The organism is Tritonibacter scottomollicae, assembly GCF_032924845.1.
In the GTDB taxonomy this organism is placed as follows: domain Bacteria; phylum Pseudomonadota; class Alphaproteobacteria; order Rhodobacterales; family Rhodobacteraceae; genus Epibacterium; species Epibacterium scottomollicae.
This window is the reverse complement of sequence record NZ_CP136704.1, coordinates 1,305,784-1,318,564: the sequence shown is the minus strand read 5'-3', so window position 1 is coordinate 1,318,564 and position 12,781 is coordinate 1,305,784. Positions and strand designations below refer to the sequence as shown.

General features: G+C 61.1%; 12 protein-coding genes. 4 read left to right on the top strand and 8 right to left on the bottom strand.

Annotated features, from left to right (window positions below; translation table 11 throughout):
• Window positions 1–83: 83 nt before the first annotated feature.
• Window positions 84–1,388: an adenylosuccinate lyase gene (gene purB, locus R1T40_RS06795; RefSeq protein ID WP_317386352.1), complete on the bottom strand. Its 1,305-nt coding sequence runs from the start codon at window positions 1,386–1,388 to the stop codon at window positions 84–86.
• 108 nt (window positions 1,389–1,496) lie between these two features.
• On the bottom strand, window positions 1,497–2,759 hold the full coding sequence (locus R1T40_RS06790; RefSeq protein WP_317386351.1) for a bifunctional alpha/beta hydrolase/OsmC family protein: 1,263 nt from the start codon (window positions 2,757–2,759) through the stop codon (window positions 1,497–1,499).
• 114 nt (window positions 2,760–2,873) lie between these two features.
• On the opposite strand from R1T40_RS06790, the gene R1T40_RS06785 reads away from it, so the two are divergent.
• Both R1T40_RS06785 and R1T40_RS06780 read left to right on the top strand, forming a co-directional pair.
• Window positions 2,874–3,434: an NUDIX hydrolase gene (locus R1T40_RS06785; RefSeq protein ID WP_317386350.1), complete on the top strand. Its 561-nt coding sequence runs from the start codon at window positions 2,874–2,876 to the stop codon at window positions 3,432–3,434.
• Window positions 3,431–4,339 (top strand): endonuclease/exonuclease/phosphatase family protein, encoded by a 909-nt coding sequence (locus R1T40_RS06780; RefSeq protein ID WP_317386349.1) that lies wholly within the window; start codon window positions 3,431–3,433, stop codon window positions 4,337–4,339. The genes R1T40_RS06785 and R1T40_RS06780 overlap by 4 nt, the downstream gene beginning before the upstream one ends.
• 54 nt (window positions 4,340–4,393) lie before the next feature.
• Here R1T40_RS06780 and dddP read toward each other — a convergent pair whose 3' ends face one another.
• Window positions 4,394–5,737, bottom strand: coding sequence for a dimethylsulfonioproprionate lyase DddP (gene dddP / locus R1T40_RS06775; protein WP_317386348.1), 1,344 nt, complete (start codon window positions 5,735–5,737; stop codon window positions 4,394–4,396).
• Between the two features lie 180 nt (window positions 5,738–5,917).
• Between dddP and R1T40_RS06770 the strand changes: the two genes are divergently transcribed.
• Window positions 5,918–6,688 (top strand): heme-dependent oxidative N-demethylase family protein, encoded by a 771-nt coding sequence (locus R1T40_RS06770; protein ID WP_317386347.1) that lies wholly within the window; start codon window positions 5,918–5,920, stop codon window positions 6,686–6,688.
• 51 nt (window positions 6,689–6,739) lie between these two features.
• On the opposite strand, the gene R1T40_RS06765 is transcribed toward R1T40_RS06770, so the two are convergent.
• The 3 genes from R1T40_RS06765 to R1T40_RS06755 all read right to left on the bottom strand — a co-directional run bounded on the left by R1T40_RS06765 (window position 6,740) and on the right by R1T40_RS06755 (window position 10,168).
• Complete coding sequence (locus tag R1T40_RS06765) at window positions 6,740–7,717, bottom strand: hypothetical protein (RefSeq protein WP_317386346.1); 978 nt, start codon at window positions 7,715–7,717, stop codon at window positions 6,740–6,742.
• Window positions 7,718–8,006: 289 nt separating this feature from the next.
• Complete coding sequence (locus R1T40_RS06760) at window positions 8,007–8,819, bottom strand: lytic murein transglycosylase (RefSeq protein ID WP_317386345.1); 813 nt, start codon at window positions 8,817–8,819, stop codon at window positions 8,007–8,009.
• 86 nt (window positions 8,820–8,905) lie between these two features.
• Window positions 8,906–10,168 carry an Hsp70 family protein gene (locus R1T40_RS06755; protein WP_317386344.1) on the bottom strand — a complete coding sequence of 421 codons (1,263 nt, stop codon included), beginning with the start codon at window positions 10,166–10,168 and terminating at the stop codon, window positions 8,906–8,908.
• Window positions 10,169–10,334: 166 nt separating this feature from the next.
• Here R1T40_RS06755 and R1T40_RS06750 point away from each other — a divergent pair, with 166 nt between their 5' ends.
• Window positions 10,335–10,781, top strand: coding sequence for a hypothetical protein (locus R1T40_RS06750; RefSeq protein WP_317386343.1), 447 nt, complete (start codon window positions 10,335–10,337; stop codon window positions 10,779–10,781).
• Window positions 10,782–10,897: 116 nt separating this feature from the next.
• Here R1T40_RS06750 and glnA read toward each other — a convergent pair whose 3' ends face one another.
• Window positions 10,898–12,304, bottom strand: coding sequence for a type I glutamate--ammonia ligase (glnA, locus tag R1T40_RS06745; RefSeq protein WP_106165256.1), 1,407 nt, complete (start codon window positions 12,302–12,304; stop codon window positions 10,898–10,900).
• Window positions 12,305–12,372: 68 nt separating this feature from the next.
• On the bottom strand, window positions 12,373–12,711 hold the full coding sequence (locus R1T40_RS06740) for a P-II family nitrogen regulator (RefSeq protein WP_106165255.1): 339 nt from the start codon (window positions 12,709–12,711) through the stop codon (window positions 12,373–12,375).
• Between the last annotated feature and the right edge of the window lie 70 nt (window positions 12,712–12,781).

Sequence of the window (12,781 nt, the reverse complement as noted above, 5' to 3'; positions counted from 1 at the left end):
AACAAGTCATCACGAAGCTGTGAGGCGAAAAGAAAAACCCCGCCGGCGAGGGCGGGGTTTGATCTGTGTGCGCGAGGGCGTGCTTATTCGCCGAACACCCGCTGGAAGATCGTGTCGACATGTTTGGTGTGGTAGCCCATGTCGAATTTCTCGTTGACGCCATCCTCGCCCAGCGCGGCAACCACATCGGCGTCGGCCAGCAGCAGTTCGCGGAAATCGAGGCGCTCTTCCCAGACCTTCAGCGCGTTGCGCTGCACCATGGAATAGGCATCCTCGCGGCTGACACCGGCCTGCGTCAGCGCCAGAAGCACCCGCTGCGACATCACCAGACCCGGGAATTTGTTCATGTTGTCCAGCATGTTCTGCGGGAACACCAGCATCTTGTCGATGACACCCGCCAGACGGTGCAGGGCGAAATCAAGCGTCACGGTGGCGTCGGGGCCGATGCCGCGCTCGACGGAGGAGTGCGAAATGTCACGCTCGTGCCAGAGGGCGACGTTCTCCATCGCCGGGATCACAGACATGCGCACCAGACGCGCCAGACCAGTGAGGTTCTCGGTCAGCACCGGGTTCTTCTTGTGCGGCATCGCCGAGGAGCCCTTTTGCCCCATGGAGAAGAATTCCGCGCCTTCCAGCACTTCGGTGCGCTGCATGTGACGGATCTCGGTCGCAACGTTTTCGATCGACGAGGCGATCACGCCGAGGGTGGCAAAGAACATCGCATGACGGTCGCGCGGGATCACCTGGGTGGAGATCGGCTCCGGGTTCAGGCCAAGCTGTTCGCAGACATGTTCCTCGACCGAGGGGTCGATATTGGCGAATGTGCCCACGGCGCCGGAAATCGCACCGGTGGCGATTTCCTCGCGGGCGGCAACGAGGCGGGCGCGGTTGCGGTCCATCTCGGCGTAAAAACGCGCGAAGGTCAGGCCCATGGTGGTGGGTTCTGCGTGAATGCCGTGACTGCGGCCAACGCGCACGGTGTCCTTATGCTCCAGCGCGCGTTTCTTCAGCGCCGCCAGCAGCTTATCCATGCCAACCAGCAGCAGGTCGGCGGCACGGGTCAGCTGTACGTTGAAACAGGTGTCCAGCACATCGGAGGAGGTCATGCCCTGATGGACAAAGCGCGCTTCGTCGCTGCCCACATGTTCAGCCAGATGGGTCAGGAAGGCGATGACGTCATGTTTGGTGACAGCTTCGATCTCGTCGATGCGGGCGACGTCGAATTCCACATCCTTGGCTTTCCAGACCGCTTCGGCGTTTTCGCGCGGGATCACACCAAGGTTCGCCATGGCGTCGCAGGCATGTGCCTCGATCTCGTACCAGATGCGGAATTTGGTCTCGGGGGACCAGATGGCAACCATGTCGGGGCGGGCATAGCGAGGGATCATGGGCGGCGGCACCTTTTGTCGTCAGTGGATGAGATGCCGCTCTCATAGACGAGCCATGCCCCGGCGGCAAGCGTGGCGCCGCATCGTGTCTGCTGCCGGGGCGGGCTGCTAGTCGGCTGTGGTGGGACCGTCGGGTCGGAACAGCGCCTCTGAGGGCGCGCTTTCCAGTCGGGTCTCCACATGTGAGCTTTGCTCCAGCGTCCTATGCACGGGGCATTTGTCGGCAATTTCCAACAGCTTGTCGCGCTGCTCCGGTGTCAGATCTCCGCTCAGGTGGATGACACGCATGAAGCGATCAATCTTGGCCGGCCCCGAGGGGATGGCGTCTTGCGCGTGAACCTTGTCGTGGCATACCTCGACACTGATGTTGTCCAGCAGCCAGCCCTTGCGGCGGGCATACATGCGCAGGGTCATCGAGGTGCAGGCCCCTAGACCCGCAGCAACGAACCCGTAGGGCGACAAACCGCGATTTGTGCCGCCATAGGCTTCTGGTTCGTCGGCATAGACATGGTGATAGGGGCCGTTTTGGACGTCCTGCAGGAAACCCTCCGGATCGGCTTCGGTGACGCGAATGACCCCCTCCGGCGCGCCGGGCGGCGGGCCGGGTGGTTTCATATCCACATAGCGTGTGGCCCAGGTCGCGATCACATCCGCCGCATATTCCGCGTCACAGGCATCGGTGATCAGGTGATCGGCATCGTCCAGCGTGACAAAGCTCTTGGGGTGGCGCGCGGCCTGAAAGATCTCGGCGGCATTGTCGATGCTGACGGTGGCATCGCGGGGCGCATGCATCACCAGCAGGGCGGCCTTCAGATCTGCCACAGCCTCACCCAGTTCCGTCTGGCGAATGTCGTCGACAAACTCCTTGCCGATCACAAAGGGGCGCCCCCCAAGGCTGACTTCTGCCTGACCGTCGCGCTGGATCGCCTCCAGCGCGTGATCGAAATGATGTGCCACATGGCTGGGATCAAAGGGCGCGCCGAGCGTCACCACGCTTTTGACCGATGGGATGCCCGCACGCGCGCGCAGGACCGCCGCTCCGCCCAGCGAGTGACCGATCAGCATGTCGGGCGCCATATTGCGTCCGGCCAGATAGCGCGCGGCTGCAATCAGATCCGCAACATTGGAGCTGAAACTGGTGTTGGCGAACTCGCCCTCGGAATGTCCCAGCCCGGTAAAGTCGAACCTGAGCACCGCGATGCCCATGGCGGCCAGACGCGCGGCAATCCGCCGGGCGGCGGGGATATCCTTGGAACAGGTGAAGCAATGGGCAAAAAGGGCGGTGGCCAGCACCGGACCGTCGGGCAAGTCGAGACGGGCGGAGAGGTCATGTCCGGCGTGACCGGAAAATGTGATGCGTTCAGTGGGCATTGGCAGTGCTTTCGGGGCTTGGCTTTGGGGTGTCGGCCTTTCTAAGGTGCGCCGAGGCCCGCGGTACGGCAAGGCGGCTGTCACAACCGTCACGGGAAGGTGAAGGAGCGTCACATGGGCGAGCATCAGAATTCAGACCACGCGCTTGCCGGCATCGGGCAGTTTGCGCCTCTGGACGCCCGCGACACGGACATGTGGTCACGCCTTGTGATGTTCTGCCGCCAAGAGCCGCGGGCGTTCGGGCGTGACCCGCTGACCAGTCATGTCACCGCATCGGCCTTTGTGCTGTCGCCGGACCTGTCGTCGGTGTTGCTGACCCATCATGCCAAGCTCGACCGTTGGCTACAGCTTGGTGGGCATTGTGATGGCATTCAAGACGCGTGCTTCACCGCCACGAAGGAAGCCTATGAGGAAAGTGGCCTGTCGCGCATCCGACTGCTGACTTCGGAGGTCTTTGATGTCGATGTGCATGATATCCCGGCCTCCACCAAGGAGCCTACGCATCTGCATTATGACGTTCGTTATCTGTTTGTGGCAGAGGCGGGCGAGCCTATTGCCAGCAAAGAATCCCATGCGCTGGCGTGGGTCCCGCTGGATCAGTTGGCATCAGAGGCGGACAGCGTGGCCGTTGTGGCGCGCAAATGGCCGCTCTGGCGGGAGCGGTTGGGACTGTGAGCCGCGTATTGAACCTGTGCCGCGCCGTGTTTTGGGCGCTCTTGATCCTCAGCATCCTGGCCTTGGCGGGCAGTTTTCTGGGGATGGTGCACCCTTTGGGGGATAGCCTGTCGGTCTTTCGTGTGCCCTTTGCGGGTCTTGCGATGATCTGCGCCTTTATCCTGCGCCATGATGCACGCGCGGCGTTGATGGGGGCGGCGGCGACGGTTGTGATGATGGTCAATTGGCTGGGGCATCTGCCAGACGAGGCAAGTGGCACCCCACCGCCCTTGACGCTGTATCAGAAAAACATGCTCTGGCGGAACGCGGGCAATGACAGCCTGACGCAGGCCATTCGTGACGCGCGCGCGGATATTGTCACGCTCGAAGAAATCTCTCGTTTCAATCTGCCGATCCTGAAGACCCTGCAGCCGGACTATCCGGTGCAGCAGTATTGCCCATTCCGCAAGGTCGGAGGCGTTGCGGTTCTGGCGCGCGGGGTCACCGCGACCGACAGGCTTGACTGCGCAGAGGATCTTGGGCTGGCCGCGATGGAGGTGGAGGGGCCGACAGGGCGGTTCTGGGTGGCGGCCCTGCATCTGCCCTGGCCTTGGCCGCACGAGCAAGCCGATCATGTAGAGCGGGTGGTGAAGCGCCTGGAGAGCCTTGAGGGACCGGTGATCCTCGCCGGAGATTTCAACGCTGTGGGCTGGTCTGATGCGGTGGCACAGATCGGCGCGGCCGGCGGCATGGCGCGGGTCGGGCCCTATGCGGCGACCTTTGATTTGCCGCTGGTCAATTACCCCATCGGCATCGACCATGTGCTGGCGCCGGGCGGCGAGGGCGTGATCGAGGTGTTGCCGAAACTCGCCTCCGATCACCACGGGGTTTTGGCGCGCCTGCCTTGGCCACGCCCGGCGGATTGATCCGCCGAAGACGCAAGATATAGGCCGCCCCGTCCCCTGGTCAGCGCCGTTGTTCTAGGCCTGACCCATCAAGGCCGGATCAAACGGGTAGGTGGTCAGGTTCTCGTAGCCATCCTCGGTGATCAGAACCTGATCCTCCAGCTTGATGGAAAAGTCGCCGCCGACCTCGCCCACCAGCGCCTCCACGCACAAGACCATGCCCGGCTCCAGCGGATAGTCAAAGGCACCGGCGACCGCATGATCGGGATAGGCCACCAGAGGCCACTCGTCACATAGGCCCACGCCATGCATCAGACAGCCGTATTTCTGCGCCTGATATTTCGCGTCCAACACATGAGACCCTGCGGTCAGCTCCGGGACCATCACTCCGGGTTTCAGCATCTCCATATTCGTCATTATGTGCTCATGGGCGTGTTGCATGGCATAGATCATGTCGGGACGTGGCTTTTGATCGCCGATCCACCAGCTGCGGGAGATATCGACGCAAATACCGTAGCTGCCCACCAGATCGGTATCGAAAGAGATGATCTCGTTGCGCTGAGTGATCCGGGGCCCACATTCCTGAAACCAGGGGTTGGAGCGCGGACCGGAGGCCAGCAGCCGGGTCTCGATCCATTCGCCACCCCGGCGGATGTTCTCCGCGTGTAGCACCGCCCAGATGTCATCCTCGGAGGTTTTGCCATCGCCGACGTTAAGGCGGGCGAAGTCCTCCATCGCCTTGACCGCGGTCTCGCAGGCATGTGAGGCGCAGCGCATGGCAAGGATCTCGTCCACACCCTTGATGGCGCGGGCTTTTTCGGTGAGTTCCTCGCCTTCCATGATCTCGAACCCTTGTGCCTCAAGCGCACGCAGCCCGTGCAGCATGATCTTGTCCACCGCCAGACGCATATTGCCGCCGCCGTGTTCCCCGATCAGTTGGCGGACCTCATTCGACAGCGCATCCGCCGCCACATCCACCTTGTCGCCGCGGTCAAAATAGAACAGATCCGCGCCCGAGCGCTGTTCGCGCACGAGAGGGTTGAAGGTCGAAAGAAACGGCGAGTTTTTGTAGTCCCAGATCACCATGTAACCATCAGCGCACAGAAGCAGCGCCCTGAACGGGTTGTGGGTGTTCCACAGCTGCATGTTTGTGCTGTCGGTGGCGTAGCGAATGTTCAGCGGATCGAACATCAACAGACCGCCGTAGCCCCGGTCCACGATGGCTTGCGTCAGCCGCTGCCAGCGGTAGTGGCGCATCGCCTCGAGGCTGGGCAGCTCCAGCCCCGCCGCCGTCCATTCGCCAAAGGCCAGTTGGGTCGGGCCGATCTCGATCCGGTCATTGTCGTTCGGCGTGCCGTCGCCAAGGGCTGCGCCGCGGCTGGGGTCGATCTTTCGGCGATCACGGAAATGCTCGTTCATCTTGTCCTCCCTGGCTCATGGTCAGAGCCTGAAGTCCAGCGCGCGCCTTGGCCTTGCTAAATGCGACCCAGAACATGTCCGTTTTGGAAGATTTGATGTGAATCCCAGCGCATATCACGACGTTGCAGAAGGAAACTGTACAGTCGTGCAGACTTTCCACCGGGGTGCTATGGCTAGTCCATGACAGAGATTCTCCAGACCTCCATCCCCTATAATCCGCTGGCGCCACGGCCCTTGCCGGGCATCCAGCCACTGCCGGCCGAGGATTGGCTGCGCTTTGACGACGGTTTTGCGGCGCAGCTCGGCGAGCGGGAGCGATTGTTGCGCGATCATCGGGATGCGGTGTTGGCGATGGATGATGCTGCAGAGCCTGCCGCGCAGGAGCTGCTCGATCAGGTGCTGGCGGTCCGCTATGGCGCGCAAGCGAACGCCAGCCACGTTACCCGGCCTGATGGTGTGACAGTTGCCATTGATCGCAGCGTCCCGATGGAGACGTTGGGGCGGATTGCGCAACAGGATTTCTGCATCCTCGAGAAGCCCGAGGCGAGCGATGAACACGTATTGACCGCGGCCATTCTGTGCTTTCCTGCAAGCTGGACGCTGGCGCAGAAGTTCATGAAACCCTTGCTGGCGATCCATACCCCGGTCGCGGACTATGATGAAGGCATTGCCCGACGTGTGCAGCGGTTGTTTGACGGGGTGCAGGCGGGGCGGCCGCTCTGGCGGTTCAATGCGCTCTGGTATGCGGATCCGAGCCTGCATCAGCCGCGCCGGGAAGAAGACCCCCGCGCCACATCGACACCGGAGACGCAGCACTACATGCGCAGTGAGCTGCAGTCGATCTATCGGTTGCCCCGGACGCGCGCCGTGATCTTCTCGATCCACACGACGGTTCTGACGCGGGCGGATGTGCTTGCGCAATGGGCGTCAGAGGCTGACCTTGAGGCTTAAATCGAAGGGAAATCAACCTGTTGCGAGATGTTTGTGACCCATTCCCTCAAATCAGAGCAATGCAGCGTAGACTAGGCCTGAGGATTGCAGGAACATAAGCAATGCCAGAACGCCCAGCATCTGGACACTGAACCGCATGTCGCCGCCGCGCGCCAGGTTTACCGCCGCAGCGGTGATGCCGAGCGGCAGAGACAGCATCGCCATGATGGCGGTCAGGACCCAGGCCGACATGGTGCCTGCATTGCATCCTCCAAGGGAAACAACGCCGGTGACCTTGCGATACGCGGAGAGGATCTCCGATGGTGTCTTGCCCGCACGCCGTTCGATGACGCGATCACATTCTGTGGTCAATGTGCCAAAGGTGTCCTCGACGGAGGCAAAACGCGGTGTCTTTGCGGGGACCCGCGTGATCGTCTCCACCTGCGCGCCACCGGACCGTGCGGCGTAGCTGTCGAAAGCCTTGATTGTCGCCGCCAGTTCAGCCTGCTCTGGGGCTACGGCGTCAACGGGCACGGCGCCCGCCGCGTCAACGGGAACTTGAATATCCTGCGCGACGATATCACGAGCCGATGATGGGCCCTCCGCGTACGATGAGCCGAACGCAGACAGGAACGCCGCCCGATCCAGCATGACGCCTGTCTCCAGCCATTCCACAGTTGTGGCGTTTAGCTCTGTCAGCAGCGCCTGCATTGACCGTGCGAGCAACATTTCGGTCAGTTCCTGATCGGTCTGCTCTGGGAACCGTGGTGTGAAGGTGATGTCGAGATGGCTGCGGCAGGGCGCGCCGTCACTTTGGCGCATCGGGGCCGGGCTGCGGCGGTGGCGCAAGGAGACGATGTAGTGATCGCAATCCAAATTGACCCGGTGGGCGCGTTTGGCATGAAAGCGATCCACCTCATGCCCAAATTCTTCCAACGTCTGAACCACCAGAACCGAGGCTTTGGACAGGGCGGCGTCATCCCGCTCTGCAAACCCCAGTTTGCCCCGATAGTTCGAAGCCGACATATTCTGTGTTGTTTGATCCAGCACCGTGAAATCCTCCATCGGTTGTCTTCTCCGACAAGTGTAGGATCTGAAAACGCGGAAAATTGGGCGGATTACACAGATTTTCCCCGCGACATGCAGGCGAGGAGAGAAACGGCGCCATTCTAAAGAATTTGATTTAAATGCAAGGTGTTGCGCCGGTTTCTGCCACGGAGTGTCGCCGGAATGCGGCAAAAACTGGACCGGTCACAGCCACATTGATGCCCAAGCCCTTACAATCTTGCGACCGACCTGTTGATTGTTCTTAACGCGCCGGTGTTATCGCGCTGGTGCTTCAGTTGCCGTCGATTTGACGGCCCATGATCGCCAGAGATTGCTGGTAGACAGTCGCAGCGTTCCATTGCTTCAGAACACGATAGTTGCGCTCGCCCGGCTGATAGCCGCGGCCGGGTTTCCAGCCTTTCTTGCGCAGGAAGTAAGCGGTGGAGGCCAGCGCGTCACCCATGTCGTAGAAATCCACGCGACCATCACGGTTCCAGTCCTGACCGTATTCCAGCGCGTTTCCCGGCAGGAATTGAGTGTGGCCCAACTCCCCATGTTTGGCCCCACGTGTCGCCGTGCTGATTGCGCCCTGATCCACCAGTTTCAACGCGCCGATGGCGTGGGGTTCAAAGAACTCCGAGCGGCGGCAATCATAGGTCAGCGTCACGATGGAGGAGACCACCTGACTGTTCCCCATGTAATTGCCAAATGCGGTTTCCATGCCGTGGATGGCGATCAGCAGACCTGCTGGCACGCCGTATTTCTTCTCCAGCGCGGCAAAAAACTCGGCGTTGCGCGCCTTGTGCTTTTTGCCTTGCGCAACGATCGTGGTTGCGCCGCGAACCTGCATGAATTTCTCAAGACTGTATTTGAAGCTCTTCTGGTTGCGGTCGGCGGCGATGGTGCCGGTTGCATATCGCGACTGCGCCAGCGCGTTCAGCCCCGCCTGACGGACCCCGGCGCGTTGGGCGGTGCGGGCGAAATCGGCCTTCCAGGCCTCAAACCCGGCTGCCGTGTTGCCGCAGGTGGCGCCCATGCCGGCAACCGGCATTGCAACGGAAAGAGTGGCAGCAAGGCCAAGGGCGGCAAGGCGGGAAACAAGCATGGAAAACCTCAGGACTGTGCAGATGTCTTGGCGCAGCTTACGCGGGCAGCTTCGGGGGTTCACGCTTTTTCTACGGGGAAACCACCTCAGAAGGCGGCATCCCGCGCAGCCAACGCCAGGCCGTCCGCCACGGCAGTCATCGCACGGTCAGTCTCTATCTCCGCGTTGGGGCAGAGGGTTTGCATGCTGTCGCGCACTGATGACAGCAGCGCAGAGCCGCCAACCATCACGCAGCGGGTGACATCGCGCGGCGTGACCCCGGCAAGCCGCAGGGTCTCGGCAGCCTCGGCCTGAATGTTCTGCACCATCTCTGCCAGCGTCTGATCCAGCGCCTTGCGGGGCAGGGCGGCAGACAGGCCGCGTTCCACGATCCGCAGGTCAATCTGTGCGGCGTCGCCATCTGCGCTGTTGGCGCGAATTTTGCCCGCCTCGGCGGCAAAGGCCAGGTCATGGCCCAGTTCATCCTCAAGCACCTGAACAAGCCGGTTGAGACCGGTGGGATCTTCGGCGTTACGCGCCAGATCCTGCGCGGCGCGACGGGTGTCCGGCCCATAGAGAAAGGGGATCATCTGCCAGGTGGCGAGATCGTTGAACATCCGGCTGGGCGCGGGCAGGCTGCCGCCGCCAAAACTGTTACGGATCAGGGCGCCACGTCCAAGATGGGGCATCACATGATCAATGCTGATCTGGCGATCAAAGTCGGTCCCCCCGAGGCGCAGACCATGGCTGGCCAGAATGCGGGTGCCGCCCGTCGCATCCTGTTCAAAACAGGTAAAGTCCGAAGTACCGCCGCCAATATCGACCACGAGCCCGACGCCAGGGTGCGGGCGGGCAGAGCGCAGCGCGGCTTCGGGTTCGTAGAGGAATTGGACATCCTCGAAGCCCGCCTTTTTGTAGCAGCCCCGCAGGTCCTCTTCGGCCTTGGCGTTGCGCACCTCGTCCTTGGAGTGAAACTTGACCGGCCGACCGGAGAGCGCATGGGTGAACTCCATCCGTGTGGCGGTTTCCGCACGGGTTTTCACCTCGCGCAGGAAATGCGCGATGACATCGGTGAAATCCATCATCTGGCCACCAAGACGGCGCTTTTCATACAAGAGCGGCGTGCCCAGCAGGCTTTTGAGTGCCCGCATGAACCGTCCCTCGTCGCCATCGATCAGCGCGCGGGTGGCGCTGCGTCCGATGCGCATCTTCTTGCTGTCGCTGTCAAAGAAGACGGCCGTGGGCAGAGTGGTCTCGCCCGGTTCCAGTTCCACCAGCCAGGGCCGACCTGCCACTGTCAGACCCGCAGCGGAATTCGAGGTGCCAAAGTCGATGCCAAGCGTGGTGGGGGACATAGCAGGGGAGGTCATTTGTGCGGGCTCCTGTCGGGCGCTGGAACGCGCTTTCCTATGGGAGACGGCATAGGGCTTCAAGAGGAGAACAACGAATTGGATTTAGGTCGGTTGCATCGGAGGGTTCAAGCTCTTGCTCTAGGGGAGTGCGCACGTAAGATGCCACCCATACAGGAGAAATGTCATGACTACAAAACCGGCCAAACGCTTTTTACCGATCGCATGCTGCGTGATGCTTGCGGCCTGCGGCGGGGTGCCTGCCAGCAATCAACTGCAATTCGATAGTGATGGGAGTGGCCGGTTCAGTGGCAGCGCAGGTTCCGACTGGACACCTCAGGAAATCGAAACAGAGATTTCCGATCTTGAATGTGGCGATGGCGCAATTGTGGACTTCGAAGTCAGGAGATCACGCTCGTCGCCCGATTACATGATTTTTTCAGGGCGCTGCGCCGCAGGTGCAGTGCCAGCTGCGAGTAGTCTGCAGAACCAACTTGCGTCCAGACCGCCGGGGGCTGCGGGTGCAGTGCCTGTCCAAAATATGCCTGCCCAAAATGTGACCTCCGGACCTGTGCCGGTCACCACGGCAGGAAACAGTGCCGGCTGGGATGGATCGACCCCATTCGTGGACTGACCCGGATTGCGCCCCTCTGCGTTGCGCGTCTTGCGGGCGCCCCATGCCGGTCCGACAGCATAGAAAAAGGGCGCCCAGATGAGGCGCCCTTTCCAATTCAGCCCAATCTCTAGAGATCAGCAGCTGTAGTACATCTGGTATTCCACCGGGTGCGGCGTGTGTTCGTAGGTTTCCACCTCTTCCATCTTGAGGGCGATGTAGCCTTCAATCTGGTCTTTGGTGAACACGTCGCCCTGCAGCAGGAAGTCGTGATCCGATGCCAGCGATTCCAGCGCTTCGCGCAGGGAGCCACAGACAGTCGGGATGCCGGCCAGTTCCTCTGCGGGCAGGTCGTAGAGGTTCTTGTCCATGGCTTCGCCCGGATCGATCTTGTTCTTGATGCCGTCAAGGCCGGCCATCAGGAGCGCTGCAAACGCCAGGTAGGGGTTGGCCGCCGGATCGGGGAAGCGAGCCTCGACGCGCTTTGCCTTCGGGGATTCGGTCCACGGGATCCGCACGCAGCCGGAGCGGTTGCGGGCAGAGTAGGCGCGCAGAACGGGGGCCTCGAAGCCCGGGATCAGACGCTTGTAGGAGTTGGTGGACGGGTTGGTGAAGGCATTGAGGGTCTTGGCGTGCTTCAGGATGCCGCCGATGAACCACAGGGCTTCGCTCGACAGATCCGCGTATTTGTCACCTGCAAAGAGCGGCTTGCCGTCTTTCCAGATCGACATGTTCACATGCATACCGGTGCCGTTGTCGCCGGCGATCGGCTTGGGCATGAATGTTGCGGATTTGCCGTAGGCGTGGGCCACATTGTGGATCACGTATTTGTATTTCTGCAGCTCGTCGGCCTGTTTGGTCAGGCTGTCGAAGATCAGACCCAGCTCGTGCTGGCAGGACGCAACCTCGTGGTGGTGCTTGTCCACTTTCATGCCCAGACGCTTCATGGTGGAGAGCATCTCGGAACGCAGGTCCTGCGCTTCGTCGATCGGGTTCACCGGGAAGTAGCCGCCCTTGACGCCGGGACGGTGGCCCATGTTGCCGGTCTCGAATTCCGCATCGGAGTTCCAGGAGGCATCGGTCGCATCGACCTCATAGGACACCTTGTTGATGGTGTTGGAGAACCGCACATCATCAAACAGGAAGAATTCCGCTTCCGGGCCCATGTAAGCCACATCACCGATGCCGGAGGACTTCAGATAGGCTTCGGCTTTTTCGGCGGTGCCGCGCGGGTCGCGATCATAGGCTTCACCGGTGTCAGGCTCGACCACGGAGCAGTGAATGCAGATGGTCTTTTCCGCATAGAAGGGATCCACATAGGCAGACTCGGTCGCCGGGATCAGCTTCATGTCGGAGGCTTCGATGGATTTCCAGCCCGCGATGGAGGAGCCGTCGAACATGAAGCCTTCTTCGAGGAAGTCTTCGTCGATCTGGTCCGACATCAGGGTGACGTGCTGCAGCTTGCCGCGCGGGTCGGTGAAACGGATGTCGACGTATTCCGCCTCTTCATCCTTGATCAGCTTGAGAACTGCTTCCTTGCTCATTTGAAGTACTTCCTCCGTCAGAAAACTTATGTATTTCGGGTGTTCAGTAGTGTCGGCGTCGCGTGCCGTTACAGGGCGTCGGACCCGGCTTCGCCGGTCCGGATGCGGATGGCCTGCTCGATCGGGCTGACAAAAATCTTGCCGTCGCCGATCTTGTCGGTCTTTGCTGCGGCAACGATGGCCTCGATCGCGGCGTCGACCTGATCGTCGTCCAGCACCACTTCGATCTTCACCTTGGGCAGAAAGTCCACGACATATTCCGCACCGCGGTAGAGTTCGGTGTGACCCTTCTGGCGACCAAAGCCCTTGACCTCGATGACAGAGAGACCTTGCACGCCGACGTCCTGCAGCGCTTCCTTCACCTCGTCCAGCTTGAACGGCTTGATGATGGCTTCGATCTTTTTCATGTCTGAGCTCCTCGCAACCTTGTCGAAGATGGTCAGATCATTTTCAACTGAGCGCCACAATGTGTAAGCG

What these genes read in the sequence shown, in the direction of transcription:
- R1T40_RS06760 (WP_317386345.1), bottom strand. Translation starts at nt 8,819, where the DNA reads ATGCTTGTTTCCCGCCTTGCCGCCCTTGGCCTTGCTGCCACTCTTTCC.
- glnA (WP_106165256.1), bottom strand. Translation starts at nt 12,304, where the DNA reads ATGAGCAAGGAAGCAGTTCTCAAGCTGATCAAGGATGAAGAGGCGGAA.
- dddP (WP_317386348.1), bottom strand. Translation starts at nt 5,737, where the DNA reads ATGAACGAGCATTTCCGTGATCGCCGAAAGATCGACCCCAGCCGCGGC.
- purB (WP_317386352.1), bottom strand. Translation starts at nt 1,388, where the DNA reads ATGATCCCTCGCTATGCCCGCCCCGACATGGTTGCCATCTGGTCCCCC.
- R1T40_RS06740 (WP_106165255.1), bottom strand. Translation starts at nt 12,711, where the DNA reads ATGAAAAAGATCGAAGCCATCATCAAGCCGTTCAAGCTGGACGAGGTG.
- R1T40_RS06750 (WP_317386343.1), top strand. Translation starts at nt 10,335, where the DNA reads ATGACTACAAAACCGGCCAAACGCTTTTTACCGATCGCATGCTGCGTG.
- R1T40_RS06790 (WP_317386351.1), bottom strand. Translation starts at nt 2,759, where the DNA reads ATGCCCACTGAACGCATCACATTTTCCGGTCACGCCGGACATGACCTC.
- R1T40_RS06785 (WP_317386350.1), top strand. Translation starts at nt 2,874, where the DNA reads ATGGGCGAGCATCAGAATTCAGACCACGCGCTTGCCGGCATCGGGCAG.
- R1T40_RS06755 (WP_317386344.1), bottom strand. Translation starts at nt 10,168, where the DNA reads ATGACCTCCCCTGCTATGTCCCCCACCACGCTTGGCATCGACTTTGGC.
- R1T40_RS06770 (WP_317386347.1), top strand. Translation starts at nt 5,918, where the DNA reads ATGACAGAGATTCTCCAGACCTCCATCCCCTATAATCCGCTGGCGCCA.